Raw genomic sequence first — 21128 nt, forward strand, 5'->3', positions numbered from 1 at the left:
TTTACGGCAGATAATTTCTCGGATTCTGCTTCACGCCATTCACCCGCACCTCGAAGTGCAGATGGTTTCCGGTGCTGCGCCCGGTGGAGCCCACCTTGGCAACGGTTTCCCAGGCTTTCACCGTCTGCCCCTCACGGACAAGAATCCCCGAGCAGTGACCATATAAAGTCACCAGCCCGCCGCCGTGGTCAATGGTCAGGTAATAGCCGTAGCCGGTGCTACCATAGACCACGGTTTTCACCGTTCCCGCCTTGGCCGCACGGATGGAGGTGCCCTTTGCGGCGCCGAGATCGATACCGGAATGCCCTGCCTGTTGCCCGGTGATGGGGTCCGTCCTGCCGCCGAATTCGGAGGTCACCATGGACCGCCAGCTCTTTCCCAACGGAGAAACCAAGCCGGAGGCCGAGCTTTTCGGCGCTTCGGCGTAGGGTCTTGCGTACAGAACCTGCTTGCCGGAATCAAACAAATCTCGGTAGACGACCTGTCCTTTCGAGGAGGATGCGTCTACCACCTTGCCGTCTCCGGCGTAGATGCCGACGTGGGTAATGTTCATGAAGCGGCCGTTGGGCTTGTGGCTCCAGAACACCAAATCGCCGGAGGCAAGGCTGGATTTTGGTATGGTCAGCCCGTTGTCCACGCAGTATTTTCCCTGCGCCGCAGCCGTGCCGGGGAGATTTACGCCCAGCTTTTTATACACCCACTGCACAAGATAGCTGCAGTCGGTGTAGCTGCCCTGTCCGCGCAGCTCCTGTGAATACGGGTCGCCAAGGCGGGAAAGCCCCAGCCGGACAGCCTCCGTGCCCGTTTCTCCGACAGGCAAATCGGAATAAAAGCCGTCCATCTGATCCGGCGTCCAGTCCTGCCACGAATCGGAACCGTCTCCCTCCATGGGTGCGCCGGTGCCGTACCGGGCGCGGTAATAAATTTCGTTGGCGTTGGCCTGATCCTCATAGGTGATGGCTCTGCCAAGCAGTGCGCGGATGTTGTTGTAGACGGTGGGCAGCGAAGCAATGGGAACGGCTACGGTGTAGGTTTCTTCCGAGGTGGTGCCGTCGCCGTTGTCCACGGTACGGGTGCGTTCCTCGTAGGTCACAAAGCAGTCCACATATTTTCGATGCTCCAGCCGGGAGGGGGACTCCGCGCCGAAGAACAGAGAATAAAAAATTGCCTTGACCCGGTAATCGTCAAGGCTGTCGCCGCCCTCCATTTCCGCGTTCACATCGTTGATGGCATTGTCTATGAGGGTAAAGCTCTGGCGCATATCCCCGATGTATTCCCGGTACTCCGCAGGCATACTCGCCGGAATGACACCGCCATGGAAGCACAGCTCCACGGCGATGTTGTTGTGGCCCGTGGTGCCGGAGAGCAAGGAACAGACCAGCACGACGACTAAAATCAGCGGGGACAGGACGGCGGCGATTATCCAGCCGATGATCTTTCGGGTGCGCTCATCCGAGAGCGCGGCAGCGGCGGCTTTGGCAACCGCTGTGATGGTTGCGGGATCTGCCATGCCGTCACCACCATTTCATTTCACCAAAGCCGAACAGGTTTTGCTGTTCCGGCTCCGGCTCACTCTCCATGAGCTGCTCGGTATAGTCCACCGCCTGCTCCAGAACAGCGGGATCAAACCCCGCGGTTTTGTAGCCCTCACGGATGGTGTTGTAGTAATAGTCCGATGGGTACCCCAAGCGATGCCCCGGCGTCATGACATAGACCATGGCGGACACCATTTGTCCGTCCAGCGGCAGCTCCATCATTTCCTTGTCATAGAACCGGGGAAAGCCCTCGTAAACATCCAGCGCCGCCTCGTCCTTAGGCGTGATTTTCCATAGCAGAACAGGGACGGAGGAGCCCTCGCAGGGTTCGATGGTAGCAACGGCTCCGCTTCGGCCGCCCCGGAACACAAGAGCATAATTCTTGATTTCGGATGCCCCCACCACCTTGGCGGATGGGCAGCGATGCGCCATCTGCGGCAGATTGAGATTGCTGCCGTAGGCGATATACAGTTTATTTTTCATATGATCTCCCTTCTACATGGACATAGTAAAAGCGGGGGACTGATCGTCCTCCGCTTCCATAATGGGTTCTGGCACCGCTTCTTCCGGCGGGGTCTGCGCCTGGGAGCGCTCCGCCTCCCGCTTTTGCCGCAGCCGTTCTTTTTGTCTTTGGGCTTGTGCCGGGTCTTTCCACGCAATACAGCCCTCCAGATGATCCAGCAGATGCTTACGGGCGGTTTTGAACTCATCCCCGATCATGCCGAGACGTAAAAGCCAGACACGAAAGGTGTATTTTTCATTGCTGGATTGGGTTTTGGTAGGGCTTGCCGACCGCTGGTTGAGCGCCTGCGCGGTCATGGCAAGGCAGAACTGGATGTATGCCTTGATTTTCCCGGCGTGCAGCTCTCCGTTGAACGCCCGGAACTCCACCGTGCCCTTCTGGAACACACTGTGCAGATTCAGGCAGTGGTAGCGGCTGTCGTGATAATGCTCCCGGCTGCCGTCCCTGCCGTTGTACCAGAGGCTTTTCAGCCGGTCGAGGGTGGCGGGCTTCTGCCGGTTGAGCCGCTCTAAAAAAGCGGGGTCAATCTTTCGGCAGTAGTGGCTTTCCCGCCCCCGCGAAACCTTCAGCGCCTTGTAGATCATATCCTCCTTGGCCGCCATGATGTTGACCAGATTGCGGAGATGCGGCGCGTCAAAGGGCGCGGCGTTGATGTGAATATGGATGCCGCAGGAGGAATTCACAAACGCCCCGGCCTCCCGGAGCTTACGGATCAGCTCCTGCACTGTTTCAATATCCTTATACTGACAGATGGGGCTAACCAGCTCCACGCTGTAGTTCCGGTCGGCGCTGACCTTTCTGCGCCCTTCCTTCCGCTGGCAGTCCAGACTGCCGTCGCTCATGACCTTCCATTTGCGGCCGGTGGTATCCCTTGCAAAATAGGCGTCATAGAAGCTGCCCTCATATTCTTTTGTGGTGCCGAAATATTCGGCAATCACCTCGGCGGCGCGGCTTCTGGTAAGCCCGGTCATTTCAATTTCGATTCCAAAATCCTGACCCTGTAGTTCCATTTCACCACCGCCTTACCACATCCTGTGCTGCAGGGTCAGGTCTTTTTCCTGAGCCAGCCCCGCCAGCTCCGCCGCGGAATTGATGAATCCGCACAGCCGCTCCCTGCGCCATGTATCAATGAGATACCGTCCGCATTCCTCGTTGAGCGCATTGATTTTCAATACCGTATCCCGCACACACTCTGAAACGGCGGCGGGATCGCCCTGCGCTTCCATCAGATCGTCAATATAATCATCCAGAATCCGGCCCATGAGAGATACATCCTCCGGGGTATAGTGGTAGCTCCCGGCGTAGGGATCGGGGTATTCCTTGCCGTCCATGCAGCTGCGGAGCTGCTCCAAAATGGCGGGGCGCTCGTCGCAGTCCGCTTTCTGGTACTTCTCCATAAACGCTAAAAGATCCGCCTCCCGGTTGGGGGTGTAGCGGATAAAGGACAGCATATCTTCGAGGAGTCCCGATTTGTTTTCTTTCTGCTGTTGCAGTCTGTTCATGATTTTTTCTCCCTTCTTCATTATCTGCCGCCCGCCGTTCCGAACAATTTCTCCTTATACGCCGGAGCGTGGACCGCAAGGTTGTACCGCTCAATGCCGCATTTGTAAAGGCACACGCCCCGCTGGGGAAAGCGGATGAGGTTATATTCGGATTCCTCCAGCTGGAGGGAGTCGATATAGAACCGCTTGTCAATATTGCCTGCGTTAAACAGAAACGCATGAGACGGAATGGAAAACAGGGGCTTTGTCAGCTCCCGGATATGCTCAATGTTGAAGTCCTCCAAGTTCTGCGACGAAAGGATGACCGCCGATTCCTTCTTACGCACACGCTTCATGAAATTGCGGATATATTCAATAGCCGTCAGGTTGGTGAGGAACAGGTACAGCTCGTCAATGGCGGCGGCGGTGTTGCCCTCGGTCAGCAGCTTGTCGCTCATAAAGGACAGCACGTTAAACAGCAGGGCGTTCTTCACGTTCCGGCTGGCCTGCAAGAGTCCCTTGACGCCGAACACAATGAAGCGGTCGGAGGTCACGTTGGTGTGACCGTTGAAGAACTGACTCTCCGCGCCCATGCACATGGAGTGGAGCCCCAGCAGGATTTCCTGCAAAAGCTCCGGCGGGTAGAGCTGATATTTGGTCTTGTCATAGCCCTTGTACTCGGCTTCAATCAGGGCATACAGGTCGGACAAAATGGGATAGTCCGTGGTGCCAAGGCTCCTGAAATCGGTGCGGTCGCTGATGCCGAATTGTTCGTACAGCTTGCCCAGCATGATTTCAATGGCGTCAATGTGGCGGTCTGAAAAATCTTTGTAGCATCGGAAGAAATCCTTGAGAAAGCTGATGTGCTGACTGAGCTTGGTGGACTGGCGGAATGCCTGGGGCGCGTCGGTATCCTCCGGGCTGCCGCCCTCGTCCCATGTTTTCGGCTCCAGCGGATTAATCCGGTACCGGCCCGACATAAGGTCAATGAAACAGCCGCCGAGGTTTTCTGCCAGCTCCACATATTCGTGCTCGGGGTCCAGGCACAGAACGGACTTGCCTGATTCGAGGATATTGCAGAGAATGAGCTTGAGAAGATAGCTCTTGCCCTGACCGGAGTTCCCCAAAATCAGCACATTGGCATTTGTTTTGTCATCGTCGCGTTTGTCAAAATCCGCGATGATATTCGAGCCGAATTTGTCCCTGCCGAGGTAAAATCCATGAGGATCGGTCTTGCCGCTGTAGTTGAAGGGATAAAGGTTTGCCACGGAGCTTGCGGGCAGCACCCGTTCAAACTGGCTGGCGAACACATTCCATCCGGCGGGGCCTACGGCGAGAAAGCCCTCCCGCTGGCGCAGCATGAGCCGATCCACATTGAGCTTACTGCGCACCAGCTCGGTGAGGACGTCGGTCTGGAGGAGCTTCAGCGCATCGGAGTCGTGAGCGGTCAGCTCAAGAAACACAGCGCAGTGCAGGAGCGGCTCCCGGTTGCGGTGCATGGAGGACACCAGCGTGACAACATCCTGCAAATTGCTCTCGGCGGTGACCGTCTGCTGGAGGTCGTTGGTGCTGCTTTTATCCATGCGGTTTTTGTTGGCGGCGTTGTGGATGATTTTCTTTTCCTCGGCCGCCGTTACCTGTCTGGTGTAGATGCGCAGGGTCACGCCGTCCTTTTCTCCAAGGTGGCGTAGGATGGCCTGTTCCTCTGTGGTGGTGGGGTATTCCCGCAGCACCCACACACAGCGGTAGGTGTTGCCGCAGAGGAAGTGATCAGTATTGAATTTGATGATGCCCGGTGCGATCATGTCAAGGAAATCCTTGATTTTTACATCTTCCTGTGGCGGAGATTGAGGACTTCTTTTTCTTGCCATCGGCATTTCTTCCTTTCTGATTTTGATTTTGATTTTGAATATAGGAAAAGCCGCCACATTAGTGACGGCTTGAAGTAAAATGGTTCACTTTGATAAAGATGTGAGGTATAATTATTTTCTAAACCCTGTATTCAATTAAGGAGAAAATATATGATTGATAATTTTCAGATGACCTTTCATCACATAGGCAAACCTGTTCCGTTAGAAAACATTAAAGATAATAAGGATACGAAGTACAGTCCTCTGTTCGACATGTACTCGTTGGATATGAAAAATGATTTGTCCCTTCCAATAGAGTTACATGCTTTCGGTGAAAATTCCTCACTTGATGTTAGAATCCAAAAAGAACCTCACGTTGCTTTTAAGGTGAATGATATTGAGTCTGCCTTGGATGGGAAAGAAATCGTCATGCCGCTTTATCAGCCTTTTGCCGGGTATCGCTGCGCCATGGTTATCATTAACAAGCAGCTGATCGAGTTAATCGAAACGACATTATCTGAAAGTGAAATTTGGGGAGACGGAATATTTAAGGACAGTATTCTTTATCCCAAAGGGAAACACGTTTTAGATGAATCTGCGGAAAAGTGATTTGCGGAAAGCCGGGGGTGCATACTTCCGGCTTTCCGTTTATCTGTTCACTCATTCAAAATAACCCAGCGTTCCCCATCGTAATCCTCATACACCTCGGTCGTGACATTCTGCTCATAATAGACACCCAGCAGACGCTTGATGTCCGATTCACCCGCCTTGCGCACCGTGAAGCCCTGATCCTTGAGGCTCTTTTCGATGCGGGAAAGGTATGGCTGAACATCGCTTTCTTTTTCATTCCGAAGCCGTATAATGATTAAAAATTCCCGCGCCGTTGCCATCTGCACCTGCATATGGTCAAGGGCTGTCTGATCCTGTGCCAGCAGCTTTCGGATGACGGGGTTCTGCTCGGCGTCCATTCTGGCTTTCAGGTAGCTTTTGTTGTCCTCAAAATTTTCCCGGCTGTTCAGGCACAGCATTTCAATATCCGAGATGCCTTTCAGCACATTCATAAGGGCATAAATCCTTGCTCCGATGCTGGAATTGGACAGGACACTGATATTGGTAGGCTTGATCATAAAAAATACCAGCTCGCCGTGGGGAGTCACAAGGCTGTGGCCGGTGATGCCCTCGATGTCCATGAGCTGGCGGGTGGAGGCTTTTTCTCTGGCCTCCTGCTTCTTTTTCCGGTTCATATTCACGCCCTCCATTCATAGGTCTGCTGCTTTCCAAAAAAGAAAGCGGCGGCGTAGCGGATAAAATCAAGGATGCTCACATCCTCGAAGCGGATGGATAAAAAGGCATAGACCGCCGTCACGACAATGGGTGGCAGCCAGCCGAGCCGTGAGAGTGCGAACACTGAAATCAGGCAGCCGATGCCGATGATTCCGATGTCACGCAGCTCCCACAGCCACAGGGTTGCCTTGGATTTTAGGTTGTCGGGGTAGATGTACATGGGGGTGATTCCTCCTGTTCCTCATCAATTTTTCGCAAAAAATAGGCGATACCGCGGAGGACAAAGTCCACACAGGGTATCGCCACACTATTTCCAAGAGCCTTATATCTGGCGCTGTCCGATGCGCCGGGAATCAGAGTCCAGCCATCGGGAAAGCCTTGAAGCCGTTCGCATTCCAGTGGGGTGAGCCTGCGGATGAGGTTGCGCCTTTCGACAATGCATTTATTCTGACTGACATACTGGCTGCCGATGCCTTTCTCATCCCCCCGGCACAACGCACCTACCACCTCTTGGTATGGCTCACACACTGCGTGCCGATCAGAGGTCGTAATGGTGTAGCTGATGTCCGACTGACAGCCGAGGCCGTTCCCGCCGTTTTCCGGTTCCCTGTCGATGGTATTGCCCGCAATGCAGATGGTTTCCTGCATTGCGGGATTCCCCACCAGCGGAACATTGTTGCCCCCGGTTCCCATACGGGCGGACATGGTGGGCGCCACAGCATGCGGGCCGGTATAGCGGCTGTCGATGCCGTGATTTTCAAACAACACCGGCTGATTATTTCCGCTCATCCCGGCACTGGCTGTAATGGTGGGGCAGATGCCCTCGCCAATTTCAGCGCCGCCCTGTTGGGTTGCCATGACCAGCGGCTGATTGTTCCCGCCCTGCCCGAAGCCTGCGGATACCGTTTGCGATACCGCCACCGGCCCGGTAAAGCGGGAATCCTGTGCGTGGTTGTCAAACACCAGCGGCTGGTGTCCATGCTCCTGTGCGCGAAGGGTGCCGGTGATATCCTCGGTGCAGTGCATCTGGCTGCCGCCCTGATCGTTGAGACACAGCACCGATGGCGCTGTGCCTGTTTTAATGGTAGGGGAACACTCCGCCTGATAGCCGATTCCTCTGGCATCGGCACTGGCGCTGCCGCAGAAGCCTGCGGTTAGCACACAGGGGTAGCCTTGTCCGGCCTGTCCACCGCCGCCGGTTAGCGAGGTGTGCGTTTCAGGTGTCAAAAAACAATCCCCGTCCCCTTTGCTGACAACGCCTGCCGCAAACAGAAGCCCCGCCGGGTTCCTGCCCCCGCCACCGTCCGCACCGGCAAGGGTCGGCGCCACACCCTCCGGTGCGAACACACGGCTTTGCTGGGTGTCCCAGCTGTTCATGCAATTGGGCTGAGATACCAGCGGAGGATGCCCTCCCATACCGGCGCGCAGTGTGGACGCCACATCCTCGGTGACATCCATCCGTTCGCCGCCCTGATCGTTCAAGCACAACAGCGGATGTGCCACAAAGGTCTGCTGCTTCATCCCTGGCTGCGCACCCAAGGAACCAGCTACATCATGGAGATCCCGCACTTCATCACGCTGATTCGCGGCAAAGGCTATCGCTGTTTTTTCTTCTGTCTGGATATATCCGTGCCCGCCGCCTTCGCCGCCATAGAGGGCGGGCCATGTTCCGGTTTCTTCAAAAATGCGGCGGCTCTGCACATCCCATGGGGTCAGGCAAGTCCCGCCTGTATCATCAAGGCATCCTTCAGCTGGAGCGGCAGTTCCTTTCCTCTGGCCTCCGCTCTGCGCAATATCCCCAAACAAGCTGTCTTGCTTAAATAGTATTTCTGGTGCGGTCGTGCCTCCAAAATCTGCGACAAGGAAGATGCGACGGCGGCGCTGGGCGACTCCCCAGAATTGAGCGTCCATGACACGCCAAGCCAGGCTGAATTCATCTCCCAAAAGGACAGCCCCAGCAGATTCCCAGCGCCCGGACTCAGGTCGAGGCACATCACAGGCACTGTACTTAATGCGGACGATCTCTTCAATGACCGCCCTGAAATCCTCCCCCTCTGCCGAGCTGAAAGCTCCGGGGACATTCTCCCAAACGAGGTATCGAGGTCGAACAAGGTAAGCTGGTACGTTTCGTTGCTCATCACCTTTTCTCATCTCCTTTGTAATTCTGGTTTGCTCCATAAACAGCCCGGAACGCTCACCCGCCAAGCCCCGGCGCTGGCCAGCGACCGATAAATCTTGGCAGGGTGAGCCGCCGCAAATGACGTCCACAGGCGGCAGTTTCGATCCGTCCAGCTTTGTGATATCCCCGACATGGAGCATTTCGGGGAATCGGATTTTGGTCACTTCAATGGGAAAGGCTTCAATTTCACTGGCCCATACGGGAGTGATACCGTTGCGGATAGCCGCCAATGGAAAACCTCCGATCCCATCGAAGAGGCTCCCCATCGTCATCATCAGGCCATCCTCATCGCCTGCTGGGGAGCTTCGGCCGGTTCGGTGCCTTTGGCTCTGCCGACAGCAAAGCCGTTTTCCTGTTCCATCACCCGGCGAACCGGGATTCCGATTCTGACCGCTTCCTCGATTTCAAGGTGCATTCCGAAGGAAATACGGTCGCCATAGCACCACAGCTCGTCGCAGCGGGGCAGCATGGCAAGCCCCATATCCAGACCCGCCTGGCGCTCCTGCGGCTTGGAATCATCAAGGAGCTGCGGGTATAACAGATGGGGCGCAAAAAAAGCGTGCCCCTCGCTCATCACATGGCGGCACGCTTTCCTGGCAAATTCGGTATTCTGTTCGATGTCCCCGGCGTAGGGGGACGCCACATAGATTAGTTTCATAGGCTTTTTCCTTTCTGTGCTATTTTGGCGCAACCGCCTGCACGATGGTGCGGGTGGTGTTGACGGCCGCCTGTGCGGTATACACGGCGCTCATCACATTGGCCTTTGTGCTGGTGTCCAGCCCGAATGCTCCGGCAATTCGCGGCACTTCTCCGGCGGCCAGCATCAGACCAAGCCCCAGCAGGGCATGGGTTCGCAAGACCATAAGCCCTGCGGCGAGGATGGTTGCCTGTAAAAACGTGGTCAGGCACAGGCCGATAATCTGCTTGCACCACTGGGTAAAGCCGTCGATGTAGCCGCGAGGGACGGAGAACATATACAGGCTGCCCACGGCGATTTGGATCAGCAGGATGCCTCCGCGCTTCAGGTTGGCAAAGAACACCTTAATGACCGCGTAGCCCATCATGATAATCATAAAGAGCAGCAAGATCGGGCTTGTAATGACAGACAGACCTCCGAACACACCGGAGCCCATGGCGCCGCCGATATCCGGTGAGCTGCCAAGCTCGGAAATGATATTCCCGGCAAGGTCGCCGAAGCTGGTACCGTAGCCGGTGATGCCCGCCGTGAGGCTGCTCTGGAGATTGACCGAGAGCTTGAACAGCTCCACCGGCACGATGGTAAAAAGGGACACCGCCATAAAGCCCTTGATGGCGTTTAAGGCGGTGTCCTTCACGCTGCCCCGCCCGTGCTGGTATTCGATGCCGGTTTCAAACGCCGACACCACCAGCCCGGTTCCGTACAGCGCCCAAGCCAGATAGGAAAAAAACAGGACGATGGACTGTACCCAGCTCATCTCAAACAGCTCCACGCCCATGTTTCCCATCTGCGCAAAGAAGTCGGCCAGAAAGCCGACCACCTGTCCGTAGAGCCATTCGATGATCTGATCCATGACGGTTCCAAGGACGAAGTCCCAGATAAACATTGGATTCTCACCCCTTTCTGTGGAAATAAAAAAGGCACACCATAGCAATGCCTGCGGTGTGCCAACATATCTGTCTGAACAAATTTCGGGCAGGGCGCAAAGATTTAGAAGACTTCAAAAACGACTTGACAATCTGCTCGTTCAGAGCTTCAATACCACACAACGGTGGCCACCGAAATTAGGAAAAGGAGGTCAATTGCGTGGCAGACTACAAAAAAATGTATGATTCGCTGTTTAACGATGTGACAGATGCCATTTCGCTGCTTCAGCGTGCGCAGCAAAAGACGGAGGAGCTTTTCATCTCCGGCAATGACGGCGTTATTGTGGAGCTCAAAAGAGATTCCGAGCCTGACGGCAGCGATAAATAGCGAAATTCGTTTACAAACAGCAAGGAGAGCGGTTCTGCCGCTCTCCTTGTTTTGCTGCCACAAACGCCTTTTGGGGGAAATAAAAAAGCGCACCATGGGTTCATTCACAGTGCGCCTTGGAGCATAATTCCGATTGGTTTTTCAGCTCGCTCATCCTGACGGGGTCTATATAGTGGGTGGCATAGGCTTTTTCAATGTCCTCGCCGCCGCTTTTGGAAAACCGGAGCTTCTTTGCGTGAGGGCGGTTTTTCAGTCCCCACTGCTTATAAAAGGTCCACGAAGCCTTGAGATTGTTTTTCGCGGCATAGCTTCGGATTTCCCGCATGATAAGGGACAGTTTGGAGAGGTTCACTTTGCAGACACGCTCCAAATAATCCACCTTGCCGAAGCGCCACTGCTCATAATCCTCTTTGGATAGGATGTCTAAATCCATCAGCACCTGCACGGGGACAGCTATGCCGCTCTTTTGCAGCTGCTGATACATGGAGTTATGGATTTTCCCTTTCATATCATTGCTGTTCACCGCATCACCTCCTGCGCATTACAGCATTTTCTGCTGGGTTTGCCCACCGGGAGCCTGCGTCCTTTCAAGCCCCTCATCCAACTGGAGCAGGGTTTGATTCAAGGCTGCCATGCTTTCGGATAACCGTACCGGTGAAAGAATATCCCGCTGCGAAAACACATAAATCTTCTGCATTTTTGAAAAGGCCGCCGCCAGCTCGTCATCTGTGCCAACCGCATCAAACAGTGTGAATTCGGAAAACGGCTTTTCCGACAGATCACTTCCGATCCGCTCCCTTTCTTCTTTCCGCTTATAGGCGAGCATGGCTGTGAGCTCTTCCGGCGCTGAGAGCAGGGTGCGGATTCTTTCCTGTTCCATCATGATGGAAAGATCATAAAGGTGCTTTGCGGTATCAAACAGCATCCGCCGCTGGTAATAAAACTCCGCAGCCAGTATTTTATCCGCGAAGATCCGTTCCAGTTTGATGGTCTGCACAGAAAAGGGCTTTACGCCATAAGCCGATTCGAGAATTTGCCGCTGCTCACCGGTTGCCTCCGAATAAAGCAGCGGTGAAACTTCAAGGGCTTCCACCGGTTCACTGATGGTGAAGGAGGTTGCTTCCACTTTGACATAGCCAAAACGCTGCAGTGAGTCAGCGGAATCCACCGCAGTCACAGGTACATATTCATATACGCTGGTGATGCTGCCCCTCTGATTGCTTTCTCTGGCTTTATCGGTTGTCCTTGAAAGAGTATGATAGCCGTTTGCCGATGTTTCCAGCCGCTTTTTTCCCTGACTTTTTGAACAGTCTTGAACCGCAACCGTCAGATCAATATCTTCCGAAAAGCGTTTCATGCGGCCGATGGATTTATACAGGGCGGTTCCGCCTTTGAAGTATGCGGGAAGGAAATTCTGCTTTTCGGACAGTTCCCATAACAGCAGCGTCAGATAATAATCCTTTTCGACAATGTCACTTCGGATGCCTGTTCTGCGGCTGACGTCCGAGAGCAGGGCTTCAAATGCGTCTTTATCCTGATGTAAGTTCATCGTTCACCTCCATGAGTAAGTCAATAAGGGGCAGGATCACCTTTGCCGGGTAATGTTTACGTGCGGTAAACAGCAGGGCAAGACCGTCAAGCTCCTGTTGCTTTGCGTAGCCTGCCAGCAGCAGCTCCGGCCTCTGTGCATCTATGTGCGCATCGGCAAGCGCCATTGTCAAATCGATGAACTGGAGATATTTCCAGTTGTCCTCCGTTACCGGCACAGCAGGCTTCTTGAGTTTAATATGGCAATCCTTCGGCAGCTTTGCACCATAGCGGTTTGTGGTGATTTCCATGTCGCGGGGAATCAAGGTAGTCAGTCCCAGCTTATTCATCAGGAATGCGCCCGATTCGTATCCGATTTTTACACCGCCTTGCTCCGTCAGGGTTTTCTTCATCACCTGTTCCGTGCTGGGCGTAACCCTCCCGAACACGGTCTGCTTCACCTGGCAATAGATACCTTTTTGCAGCCTTTCGATTTCGCCCTTGTCCGCCATCCGCTTCAGCTTCACATTGGTCAGGGCCTTGGCCTGCTCATAGGGCAAGTCAAAGGTTCCCGCCAGCTGTGCCGCTATATTTTCTGTTTGGATGGCTGCTTCGTAGGGAATATTTTTAACGGTTTCTGCAATGTGTTCTCCATATCCAATCTGCTCCAAGTGTTTCACCTCCCGGTCGAGTGATATTATATGGCTTGTTTTCATTTGTTATATTTGCCACTATAATATCACTTTATGCACCGGAAGTCAATCTGTCCCTGCTTACATACCAAGTATCGTCCAGTCAATACTTGCATAAGGACAGTGGAAATTTGCGGCAACATATGGTACGATAACTTTTAACAAGTATTTGAATTGCTAATTATTTATAATCTGTACAGTAATTAAAGGCATCCGTAAACTCCTGCTGCAGCCAAATTACGGAGATTATCGGCAAGCACTTTATCTCATATGTGCAACTTATATCAGGTAATTGTCTGTGAGAATTGATATACTGGAGAAAGGAGTGAAGCAAATGTCTGTTCAAACAATAGAAACAATGGCAAAGTGGGTAGAAAATAACATAACAGAAAGCCCAAGCCTGCAAGATATGTCATCATATGTTGGTTATTCACCGTATTACTGCTCTACAAAGTTTCGGGAGCACATGGGTATGACATATAAACAATTTCTTGCCCAATGTAAATTAAAAGCTGCTGCTAATGATCTTTGCATAACCAATGACAGAATAACCGATATTGCTTTTCGATATGGGTACTCGTCATCTGAAGCGTTTGCAAGAGCTTTTTCACAAGCGTTTCAATGCTCGCCACGCCAATATCGGAAAACTTCCGGTGTTTCTCTTAGCTCACCTTAGTCTATAGGGCGTATTGCTCCCTCCGAATTTGTAAATGCGAGGAGATAAAATGTCTGACAAGTTTGGAAGAAATGATCTCTGCTGGTGTGGCAGCGGTCGAAAATATAAGAAATGTCATGGCCCTATTGATGAGCAAATTGAAATCTACCGCTTAAAGGGATATGAAGTGCCTTATCGAAAATTGCTTAAAACAAAACAACAGATTGAAGGTATTCGGGAAAGCGGCAAACGAAACATCGCTTTACTGGATTTCATTGCAAATTATGCGGTTGATGGAATCACCACGGAAGAGCTTGACCGGCTTATCTTCGAAAAAACCAAGGAACTGGGAGGCGTTCCAGCAACACTCAATTTTGACGGATACCCTAAGAGCGTGTGTATCTCAATTAATGATGTTGTATGTCATGGTATCCCCTCTGATCGTATATTCCTGCGAAACGGCGATATTGTAAATATTGATGTGTCTACAATTTATAACGGATTTTTTTCAGATTCTTCACGCATGTTTTGCATTGGTGCTGTTTCCGCTGAGAAACAAAAACTGGTTGATGTTGCGAAAGAGTGTGTGGAGCTGGGCATTGAACAGGTAAAACCGTGGGGATTTCTTGGTGATGTTGGGCAAGCTGTTCAAGACCATGCAAGGGAAAATGGATATTCTGTCGTTCGAGAAATCGGAGGCCACGGTATTGGTCTACAATTTCATGAAGATCCTTGGGTCGGTTATGTGACAAAGCAAGGAACAGGAATGCTCTTAGTCCCAGGACTTGTTTTTACTGTAGAGCCTATGATAAATATGGGAAAATCCAATATAGTAACAGATAAATGCGATAATTGGACTATTCGCACTGCTGATGGGAAGCCTTCTGCGCAATGGGAAAAACAGGTGTTAGTAACCGAAACTGGTTATGAGGTGTTGGCATATTAATGAACAGTTAGGAATAACCAGAATTTCTTATTATGAGCATAATGAAAACCTAAATGAGCAGACCCAGCTCCTTGCAGAACTGGACCTACTCATTATTACTACATGCCAAGAATAGTCCAGAGTATCCTTGCATAAGGGTGGTGAACGGACTTTTTTCATAGTATCTGTGTCCTTTCCATTGTTCATATTTGTTTGATTGAAAGTTCCGATTTACTATGGTAAACTCACTTTATATATCTACCGTGTAAAACTTTTGTGAAACGGTAGCATGGGAAATTAACGCTCGGTGAGCAAGTTTATATAATGTGCGAGGTGGTGCAATAAATGTTTAATGAAATTTGTATCTATGAGGCAAAGATTGAAAAGCAAGAGGAAATTGAGCAACTTATGAAAGAGGTTGCCGCCTTTTATATGGAGCAGGATGGTGTTATTGAAGTTAGATATATCAAACGCACCCACCGCCAAACAGATTTTAATGCCGTTAAAGAAGGGGCATTGCCTGTTCGCCTCACACGCAATGTAGGCAAAGTCACTTATGTTTTACATTGGACTGTTAGAGATGAAGAAACTCACGCAAGGGTGTCAAAGTTAGGGTTAGAGCATTTTTACAAGCGGTGGAACAGATGCTTAACCACTATGCCAAAAATTATTTTGGGTGAAAACATTGTGTAAGGGTATGAGCACACCCTCTGTTAGTGTTTAACTTCACCTACACAATAAAATCTGACTTATCACGAAATTGAGCCGTTGCATCTAACTTGACGCGACGGCTCTTGCTTTGTCTACATGCCAAGAATAGTCCAGAGTATTCTTGCATAAAGACAGTGAACGTATTTTTTCTTTCATAGTAACTGTGTCCTTACTATTGTTCATATTTGTTTGATTGAAAGATCCGCTTTACTATGGTAAACTTACTTTATATATCTATCGTGCAAAACTTTTGTGAAACGGTAGCACGAGAAATTAACGCTCAGTAAGCAAATTTATATTAGCTTTGAGGTGATATTGTGCATAACATTCAAGACTTGGTTTATGGGTTATCGAATAATGATGATAAAAAGGCTTATGAATGTTTAAAGCAACTGAAAAGTGAAAGCAGTCAGTCCGATGCCGTGTACCCTTTTTTTGACATATTTGCAGATATGCTCGATGATGAAAATTCTTATGTCAGAACAAGAGGCATTGTTTTGATTGCTGTTAATGCACAATGGGATAGCGACTATAAAATAGATGAAATTATCGATAAATATCTAAAGCATATTACAGACGATAAGCCGATTACTGCACGGCAATGCATTAAGGTGCTACCTGTTATAGCAAAATACAAGCCAGATTTAAGGCAGGATATATTGAATGCACTGCATCGTGCTAATCCGACAAGATACAAGGAAAGTATGCAATCGCTGGTAGTAAAAGATATTCAAAAATGCTTAAACGATATTGAAAAGCTATAACCAAGCAAAATGAGCATTCACTTGATATGAGGCCTTTGCTTCCTACTAAAGCTAAATTCGATTACTAATGAACAAGGTGTGACCCTGCCATATATGGCTTGGTCGCACCTTGTTCATTTCCACCGTCATAATCCGAGTATAGTCCAGATATAGGTCGGTGCCGTCAGAGTGAACACCAAACAGGCAAACAAAATCGCTGGCGCGGCCCACTCAAATTGTCCGTGCTTTCGATAGTCGAAGTACGCCGTCCCCAATTTTGCGAAGAAAAACACCGCCAGAATCAGGTCGATTGCCGGGAATACCACCTTGTTGACCACGGTTTTAATCTGCCCAGAGGCGTCGTTCCACGTTCCCTCAATTGCCCCGGCCACATCGCCGTTTGCCGCAAACGCGGTTGTGCAAAACAGCAGGCTTATCATCAGGACAAGCGAGAGCGCCAGCACTATTTTTTTGTATTTTTTCATAAAGACCACCTTTCCGAAATGAGGAACAAGGCCGCAGAGTTCACCCCCTGCGGCCTTGTTCTTTTTCTGCTTTTATAGCTGCATGGTCATGTCCATGCCGGGAGCCTGTTCCTCCATAAGAGGGGCAACCGCAAGCACCTGGGGGTTCCGGTAAAACTTCAGGTCGCCCCGGAACCCTTTTTTCAGCGCACTGAATTCCTCCGCTTGTGCAAGGAGCTCAGCGGAACATCCGGGCGGCAGCTCCTGATTCCAGCGCACCCAATCGCCGTTCTGATAGCGCGGTTCCAGCTGAAGGATGACATAGTCCTCCGGTACAAAAGCAGGGTATTTTCGCAGCTGCCCCTGGGTGTCCACGTAAGGATGCCCCTCCTTCATGACGGTCATTTCCATAAGCCGCAGGGTATCCGCAAGAGAGGTGCAGAACCAGCATTCCCGATCTCCGAACCGCCGGATGCGGCCATCCTGCAGGATTGCATCCAGCCGCTCTTTTTTCGTGTAGTGGTACAGGCTGCCCTTTGGAGCCTCAATCCGTTCATATGCCATCTTCGTCCCTCCCTTACGGCTTGAGGGGACCGGCATGCCAATCCTGCCACAGATTGCCCTTTATGGTCAGGCTGTCGGTCAGATTGGCGGACAGCATTCCATCCGGCGTCCACGCATCTATGAGCCATGTATTGACGGTATAGGCGCCGTCCGGCATCCAGATCGGGCTGAAATGGGTGCGATTTTTGTAGGTGGAATACGGATTTTTCTGAAACTCAAACCGCCCTGTACCCATCCGCTCCAAGAGCCGCCAATAGGTTTCGTAGCCGAATTCGGGGAAATAGCTGACCGCATTCTGCGGCTGGGTTACCGCCGAGCTTTGGTTGGAGCTGATGCTCCCGGTAACAGTCTGGTTGATGCCGTATCCTGACTTCATTACCGTTCCGCTGGCAGTGGGGTTCTTGCTGTCGCATTGGATGCTCATGTCAGCGGTCAGGCTGGCGCTGTAGCGATCCAAGTCAAATTCGTACCAGCCGTGATCACACCAATATCCGTCCTCGTCGTCTCCATGCCACACCCAATATTCCTGCCACCACGGACGCCAGACACTCCAGCTTGCCGTGCTTTTCACCGCCCTGCTTGGGACAGAAGCACGGGAGAAGCTGTCGTTGCGGTCATCCGCTACGGGATTGGGCGGCGTGTTCTTATCAAGGTCAACAATTTTCACGTTGAGGGTCGTTTTTGCCGTGCTGCCGGGGCCCGATACCGTCACTGCAATGGTCATGTTCTGCTCAGTATCCGGGGTTTTCCATTTCACCCACGCAAGCTGGCTGTCGCCGTCGGGGTAGTAAACATTGCCCACACTGTAGGTCTGTCCGCCGATATTGAAGCTGACGCGGGTGGGGCTGTCGGGGTCGGACTGGCCGCCGCTGACCCGCACCGCCGTGATGACGTTGGTGTTGACCCGGTACTCGTAATCGTAGGCTTCAATCTGCGGTTCCTCCGGTGTTTTCTCAAAGCGGACAATGCCAAGCCCAAGGCTGGACTTGATATCCGCATTGGTGGCGGCGCTGGTCTTACTGCCGCCCCATGCGGGATAGCCGAGGTCGCTTACCTCCAAAAACATGGCGAGAGGCAGATTCTTGTGGGTGAGAGATACCATGCGCCGCCTTAACAGGCCGCTGGTCTGCTCATCATAGAGCGCTGCTTCGGTAGCGGTCGTAGCAAACATATTTCCTTCAAATTTGTAGTACGCCAGCGGCTCCAAAAGAATTTTATACTTACCGCCGATGAGAACGTCATAATTCATGCCTGTAATTTCTGCGATACGCTTAACCACATATTCGGAACAGAAGTATTTCTTTATGGCCTCAATGTTGTTGCTGCCGTTGGTGCTGATGATACGGGGCATAGTCTGTCCGGGATTTTTATAGATATATCCACCTTTTACCGGGTTTAGAGAAACACCGTTATTGTATTGCAGTTTGCTAACCTTTCCAAAGTGGTATATTCCTGCCGAGGGAGCCTTATTGGTAAAATCAAAAGGTGTGGTGACCACCGCATGGTCGCTTGCACGCACCACCGTCACACGCACACCTTCATTGCCGGGACTCCATGAATTGGTGCTGGTTCCCTGACCCATACCGCCACCACCGCCGTCAATGTTTCCGCTACCGCCTGTGTCGGCAAAAGCAGTCATCGGGCAGAGCAGACAAAAAATGAGGAACAGCGGCAAGACTCTTAAAAGTAAGTTTTTCATCCTAACCTCCTGTTTCTGCAAATAAAAAGGCACGGTATCTTTCAACCGTGCCATGGGGTATATTCCTATTTAGTCCATGATACCAACCTGCTTGTTGATATCACCGTCTCCGTCAACAACTTCTCCATGATTAGCACCGCCATCCGGCACATTATCAAAGCCGGGAATGCTGTTTCCGCCACTGCTGGGTTTAGAGGATGATTCCTGCTTCGGTGTTTCCTTGGGTTGTTCCACCTTGTCATGTTCGACAGCCGCGGGAGGCTCGGTGACCTTTTCGCCGTTGGGCTTCTGCGTAGGGTCTTGAAGCTGTTCCTCGGTATATTCGGGCTTGCTCACATCGCCCTGAATGGTCTGCTCGGTGCCGCTGGAAACCGCACCGTTGTCGGTGCTCACCGGCTGCGTGGTATCGGGCGGGGTGACCACTACCTCTTTTTCTTTCTCTGTGCTGTCCGGCTCGGACGGGTCTACCGTCACATCGCTTACCTCAGAGCTTTGGGACGGGAGGGGCGCATCCACCGGCTTGGGTGTCTGGAACCGCTGCCCGATCAGCACCACCAGCACAGCGCAGAGGGCGAGTCCACCGGCGACGGCCAGCCACTTTTTCATTTTGGGGTTCATATTTTTCATAAGAGCATCCTCCTATTTACCATATTTTGATAAGTCTCTTGTTAAGTCACACCCTACCACGAAGTTTTCAAAAAGTCTATCTATATTATAGAAAACTTTTTTATAACAGTCAAAACCTTGGTGTGTATCCAGCGCTGGTCTTGACCTTGATGGTCATGGGCGGCAGCAGCTGTCCGCCAAAGGATACGGGAACCTCCAGCAGGATGGTGCTGTCCGCCTCAAAGCGGGCGGAGGCTTGTTCACCCGATGCAAATGGCGCGTTTCGGATGTCCACATCCAGATTCCAGACTTTAAACTCCAGCTTGCCGTTCGGGGTGCGCTTTTCATGATAGCCGCTGCTATAGGAAAGTCCAAGGATGTCGTCCAGCCGGTCATAAATATCGCCGTAATCGAGGCTTTCCTCGAAATCTCCGGCATAGGGCTGATACGCGCCCGAATAGCCCTCCCGCACACCGTGGTACACGTCATCGTAATTCTCCACCACCATGGAAATGACAGCTGCCTGCACTGCATCCCGAACACCCTGCGCTATGATCATCAGCCGGAAATATTCAGAAATGCCGGTGAAGATGATGACCAGCGACAGGGTGATTGCGATGATCAACGGAAAGCCCGCGCCGCCTTTTCCCCGTAGGATTTGCTTGATTTTATCCGTCATTTCCAGTAGACCTCGCTCTTTCCCGCCGCGTCCGCCCGCAGCGTAATGGGGAACGAGCCGAAGCCGCCAAACAGTCCGATGTTGGTCTGGTAGGTGACCGTTACCGTGACTTCCTCGTTCAGCTGGATTCTGCCGGTTTCAGACCACTCTACGCTGGGAGAAAGCCCGGTCTTTTCCCGTAGAAGCTGCTCACGGCGGCTGGTTTCGCCGCCCACCTGTCCGGCAATTTCCGCCTCCCGGATGAGCTCTGTGGCAAAGGTGTCCAGCTGCTGCTTTTGGATATAGACGGGGAACACCTTCACGGCAAGGGCAATGACCAGCATGGCGCACAGTACCAGCACCGCCACATCAAGATAGCCCTCGCCGCGCTTGTTTCTCAGAAGTTTTCTCAGCACATGGTCACCCCCTGCTCAAAGGGTCCCTGCTCCAGCCTTGGTTCCGGGTTGTGGTCACTTAAGATACGCCACGCACCCTTGCTGAAATCAGCGGTGCAGATTTCCTGCTCCAGCAGTTCCTCTGCGGGAACATCTCTGGCAAACTCAGAGCTGCCGGGATTCCCTTTCACGCTTTGTCCCGCCAGCAGAAGCTGTGCGGTTTCCGGTGTGAGGTATACATATCCGCCGGGCGTCATCAGATCAAACGATGCGTTCGGATGCGCTTCAATAAATTCCCGCAGGGTGATTTTCACTTCCTCTGCGGAAACAGGCGTATAGTCCGGGTCAAGAGTATACTCTGCTTCCGATTCTCCCTTGTCCCACAGCGTCCAGAGCGCATGGGTGAGCTCCTCGCTGAAATCAACGTTCTGTTCGGATATCCACTGATCCGTTACTACCTCCAGCGGGTTTTCGAAGCGGAGCAGATACTCCATATATTCGGCGGAATAGCTGCCTTCGGCCAGCTCTTTATACACAAACTGCGCAGCGGCAATTTCACTTGCCAGCTCCACCAGCTCGGAGGCCGGTTTTTGCCGCCACTCCTTTTGATACCGCGCCATTCCGTTGTCCAGCTTTTTGCGCAGAAGCGTCATCATTTCCTGTTCCGTCATTTAGTTCGCACCTCC

At 52.0% G+C, this 21128-nt stretch carries 26 protein-coding genes; 6 read left to right on the forward strand and 20 right to left on the reverse strand.

The genetic code is table 11. The features are described 5' to 3' along the window. Window position 1: 1 nt before the first annotated feature. Genes CEQ75_RS00710 through CEQ75_RS00730 form a run of 5 tightly spaced genes read right to left on the reverse strand, consistent with a single transcriptional unit; the run spans window position 2 to window position 5416 of the window. Window positions 2–1510, reverse strand: coding sequence for a peptidoglycan DD-metalloendopeptidase family protein (locus tag CEQ75_RS00710; RefSeq protein WP_089608642.1), 1509 nt, complete (start codon window positions 1508–1510; stop codon window positions 2–4). Window positions 1511–1514: 4 nt separating this feature from the next. Then, window positions 1515–2018: a gamma-glutamylcyclotransferase family protein gene (locus tag CEQ75_RS00715; protein WP_089608643.1), complete on the reverse strand. Its 504-nt coding sequence runs from the start codon at window positions 2016–2018 to the stop codon at window positions 1515–1517. Window positions 2019–2030: 12 nt separating this feature from the next. Beyond that, complete coding sequence (locus CEQ75_RS00720) at window positions 2031–3068, reverse strand: amidoligase family protein (RefSeq protein WP_089608644.1); 1038 nt, start codon at window positions 3066–3068, stop codon at window positions 2031–2033. Between the two features lie 12 nt (window positions 3069–3080). Further along, window positions 3081–3581 (reverse strand): hypothetical protein, encoded by a 501-nt coding sequence (locus tag CEQ75_RS00725; protein WP_170313359.1) that lies wholly within the window; start codon window positions 3579–3581, stop codon window positions 3081–3083. Continuing rightward, the gene (locus CEQ75_RS00730; RefSeq protein ID WP_089612449.1) at window positions 3581–5416 is read right to left on the reverse strand and encodes a VirB4 family type IV secretion system protein; all 1836 of its coding nucleotides are present in this window, start codon (window positions 5414–5416) and stop codon (window positions 3581–3583) included. Before CEQ75_RS00730 ends, CEQ75_RS00725 begins: the two co-directional genes overlap by 1 nt. Window positions 5417–5560: 144 nt before the next feature. On the opposite strand from CEQ75_RS00730, the gene CEQ75_RS00735 reads away from it, so the two are divergent. Next, a complete protein-coding gene (locus tag CEQ75_RS00735; protein ID WP_089608645.1) occupies window positions 5561–5998 on the forward strand; it encodes a hypothetical protein in 438 nt (145 codons plus the stop codon). Between the two features lie 47 nt (window positions 5999–6045). On the opposite strand, the gene CEQ75_RS00740 is transcribed toward CEQ75_RS00735, so the two are convergent. From CEQ75_RS00740 to CEQ75_RS00760, 5 genes are read right to left on the reverse strand one after another with little or no spacing between them, the layout of a single operon-like run. Further along, window positions 6046–6648, reverse strand: coding sequence for a hypothetical protein (locus CEQ75_RS00740; protein WP_476728649.1), 603 nt, complete (start codon window positions 6646–6648; stop codon window positions 6046–6048). Then, entirely contained in the window at window positions 6636–6893 is a 258-nt protein-coding gene (locus CEQ75_RS00745; RefSeq protein WP_089608647.1) for a hypothetical protein, read from the reverse strand. The genes CEQ75_RS00740 and CEQ75_RS00745 overlap by 13 nt, the downstream gene beginning before the upstream one ends. Beyond that, entirely contained in the window at window positions 6869–9127 is a 2259-nt protein-coding gene (locus CEQ75_RS00750) for a DNA cytosine methyltransferase (RefSeq protein ID WP_198306598.1), read from the reverse strand. Before CEQ75_RS00750 ends, CEQ75_RS00745 begins: the two co-directional genes overlap by 25 nt. Continuing rightward, the gene (locus CEQ75_RS00755; RefSeq protein ID WP_089608648.1) at window positions 9127–9510 is read right to left on the reverse strand and encodes a DUF7768 domain-containing protein; all 384 of its coding nucleotides are present in this window, start codon (window positions 9508–9510) and stop codon (window positions 9127–9129) included. The genes CEQ75_RS00750 and CEQ75_RS00755 overlap by 1 nt, the downstream gene beginning before the upstream one ends. A gap of 19 nt (window positions 9511–9529) precedes the next feature. Then, complete coding sequence (locus CEQ75_RS00760; RefSeq protein WP_089608649.1) at window positions 9530–10435, reverse strand: conjugal transfer protein TrbL family protein; 906 nt, start codon at window positions 10433–10435, stop codon at window positions 9530–9532. A 200-nt stretch (window positions 10436–10635) separates the two neighbouring features. On the opposite strand from CEQ75_RS00760, the gene CEQ75_RS18540 reads away from it, so the two are divergent. After that, complete coding sequence (locus CEQ75_RS18540) at window positions 10636–10803, forward strand: hypothetical protein (protein WP_169008498.1); 168 nt, start codon at window positions 10636–10638, stop codon at window positions 10801–10803. 100 nt (window positions 10804–10903) lie between these two features. Here the strand turns inward: CEQ75_RS18540 and CEQ75_RS00765 are convergent, their stop codons facing one another. Genes CEQ75_RS00765 through CEQ75_RS00775 form a run of 3 tightly spaced genes read right to left on the reverse strand, consistent with a single transcriptional unit; the run spans window position 10904 to window position 13010 of the window. Beyond that, entirely contained in the window at window positions 10904–11326 is a 423-nt protein-coding gene (locus CEQ75_RS00765; RefSeq protein ID WP_089608650.1) for a hypothetical protein, read from the reverse strand. Between the two features lie 18 nt (window positions 11327–11344). Beyond that, a complete protein-coding gene (locus CEQ75_RS00770; protein ID WP_089608651.1) occupies window positions 11345–12352 on the reverse strand; it encodes a nucleotidyl transferase AbiEii/AbiGii toxin family protein in 1008 nt (335 codons plus the stop codon). Then, entirely contained in the window at window positions 12333–13010 is a 678-nt protein-coding gene (locus tag CEQ75_RS00775) for a DUF6088 family protein (RefSeq protein WP_242965434.1), read from the reverse strand. The genes CEQ75_RS00770 and CEQ75_RS00775 overlap by 20 nt, the downstream gene beginning before the upstream one ends. A 346-nt stretch (window positions 13011–13356) precedes the next feature. On the opposite strand from CEQ75_RS00775, the gene CEQ75_RS00780 reads away from it, so the two are divergent. From CEQ75_RS00780 to CEQ75_RS00795, 4 genes are all read left to right on the forward strand, one after another. Next, a complete protein-coding gene (locus tag CEQ75_RS00780) occupies window positions 13357–13698 on the forward strand; it encodes a helix-turn-helix domain-containing protein (protein ID WP_026184155.1) in 342 nt (113 codons plus the stop codon). A 49-nt stretch (window positions 13699–13747) separates the two neighbouring features. After that, window positions 13748–14623, forward strand: a complete 876-nt coding sequence (locus tag CEQ75_RS00785; RefSeq protein WP_089608653.1) for a methionyl aminopeptidase — start codon at window positions 13748–13750, stop codon at window positions 14621–14623. A 324-nt stretch (window positions 14624–14947) separates the two neighbouring features. Next, complete coding sequence (locus CEQ75_RS00790; protein WP_018213991.1) at window positions 14948–15295, forward strand: hypothetical protein; 348 nt, start codon at window positions 14948–14950, stop codon at window positions 15293–15295. Window positions 15296–15630: 335 nt separating this feature from the next. Next, window positions 15631–16077 carry a SufBD protein gene (locus CEQ75_RS00795; RefSeq protein ID WP_089608654.1) on the forward strand — a complete coding sequence of 149 codons (447 nt, stop codon included), beginning with the start codon at window positions 15631–15633 and terminating at the stop codon, window positions 16075–16077. 125 nt (window positions 16078–16202) lie between these two features. Here CEQ75_RS00795 and CEQ75_RS00800 read toward each other — a convergent pair whose 3' ends face one another. The 7 genes from CEQ75_RS00800 to CEQ75_RS00830 form a co-directional block, all read right to left on the reverse strand. Next, the gene (locus CEQ75_RS00800) at window positions 16203–16541 is read right to left on the reverse strand and encodes a DUF3852 domain-containing protein (protein WP_089608655.1); all 339 of its coding nucleotides are present in this window, start codon (window positions 16539–16541) and stop codon (window positions 16203–16205) included. Between the two features lie 72 nt (window positions 16542–16613). After that, window positions 16614–17084, reverse strand: coding sequence for a hypothetical protein (locus CEQ75_RS00805; RefSeq protein WP_089608656.1), 471 nt, complete (start codon window positions 17082–17084; stop codon window positions 16614–16616). A 13-nt stretch (window positions 17085–17097) separates the two neighbouring features. Then, a complete protein-coding gene (locus tag CEQ75_RS00810) occupies window positions 17098–18783 on the reverse strand; it encodes a DUF8193 domain-containing protein (protein WP_089608657.1) in 1686 nt (561 codons plus the stop codon). A 69-nt stretch (window positions 18784–18852) separates the two neighbouring features. Further along, window positions 18853–19410, reverse strand: a complete 558-nt coding sequence (locus CEQ75_RS00815; RefSeq protein ID WP_089608658.1) for a DUF6550 family protein — start codon at window positions 19408–19410, stop codon at window positions 18853–18855. Window positions 19411–19519: 109 nt separating this feature from the next. Next, window positions 19520–20068 (reverse strand): hypothetical protein, encoded by a 549-nt coding sequence (locus tag CEQ75_RS00820; RefSeq protein WP_089608659.1) that lies wholly within the window; start codon window positions 20066–20068, stop codon window positions 19520–19522. Further along, on the reverse strand, window positions 20065–20460 hold the full coding sequence (locus CEQ75_RS00825) for a DUF4320 family protein (RefSeq protein WP_089612451.1): 396 nt from the start codon (window positions 20458–20460) through the stop codon (window positions 20065–20067). The genes CEQ75_RS00820 and CEQ75_RS00825 overlap by 4 nt, the downstream gene beginning before the upstream one ends. Next, a complete protein-coding gene (locus tag CEQ75_RS00830; protein WP_089608660.1) occupies window positions 20457–21113 on the reverse strand; it encodes a DUF3848 domain-containing protein in 657 nt (218 codons plus the stop codon). The genes CEQ75_RS00825 and CEQ75_RS00830 overlap by 4 nt, the downstream gene beginning before the upstream one ends. Between the last annotated feature and the right edge of the window lie 15 nt (window positions 21114–21128).

It is taken from the genome of Dehalobacterium formicoaceticum, from assembly GCF_002224645.1.
In the GTDB taxonomy this organism is placed as follows: Bacteria; Bacillota; Dehalobacteriia; order Dehalobacteriales; family Dehalobacteriaceae; genus Dehalobacterium; species Dehalobacterium formicoaceticum.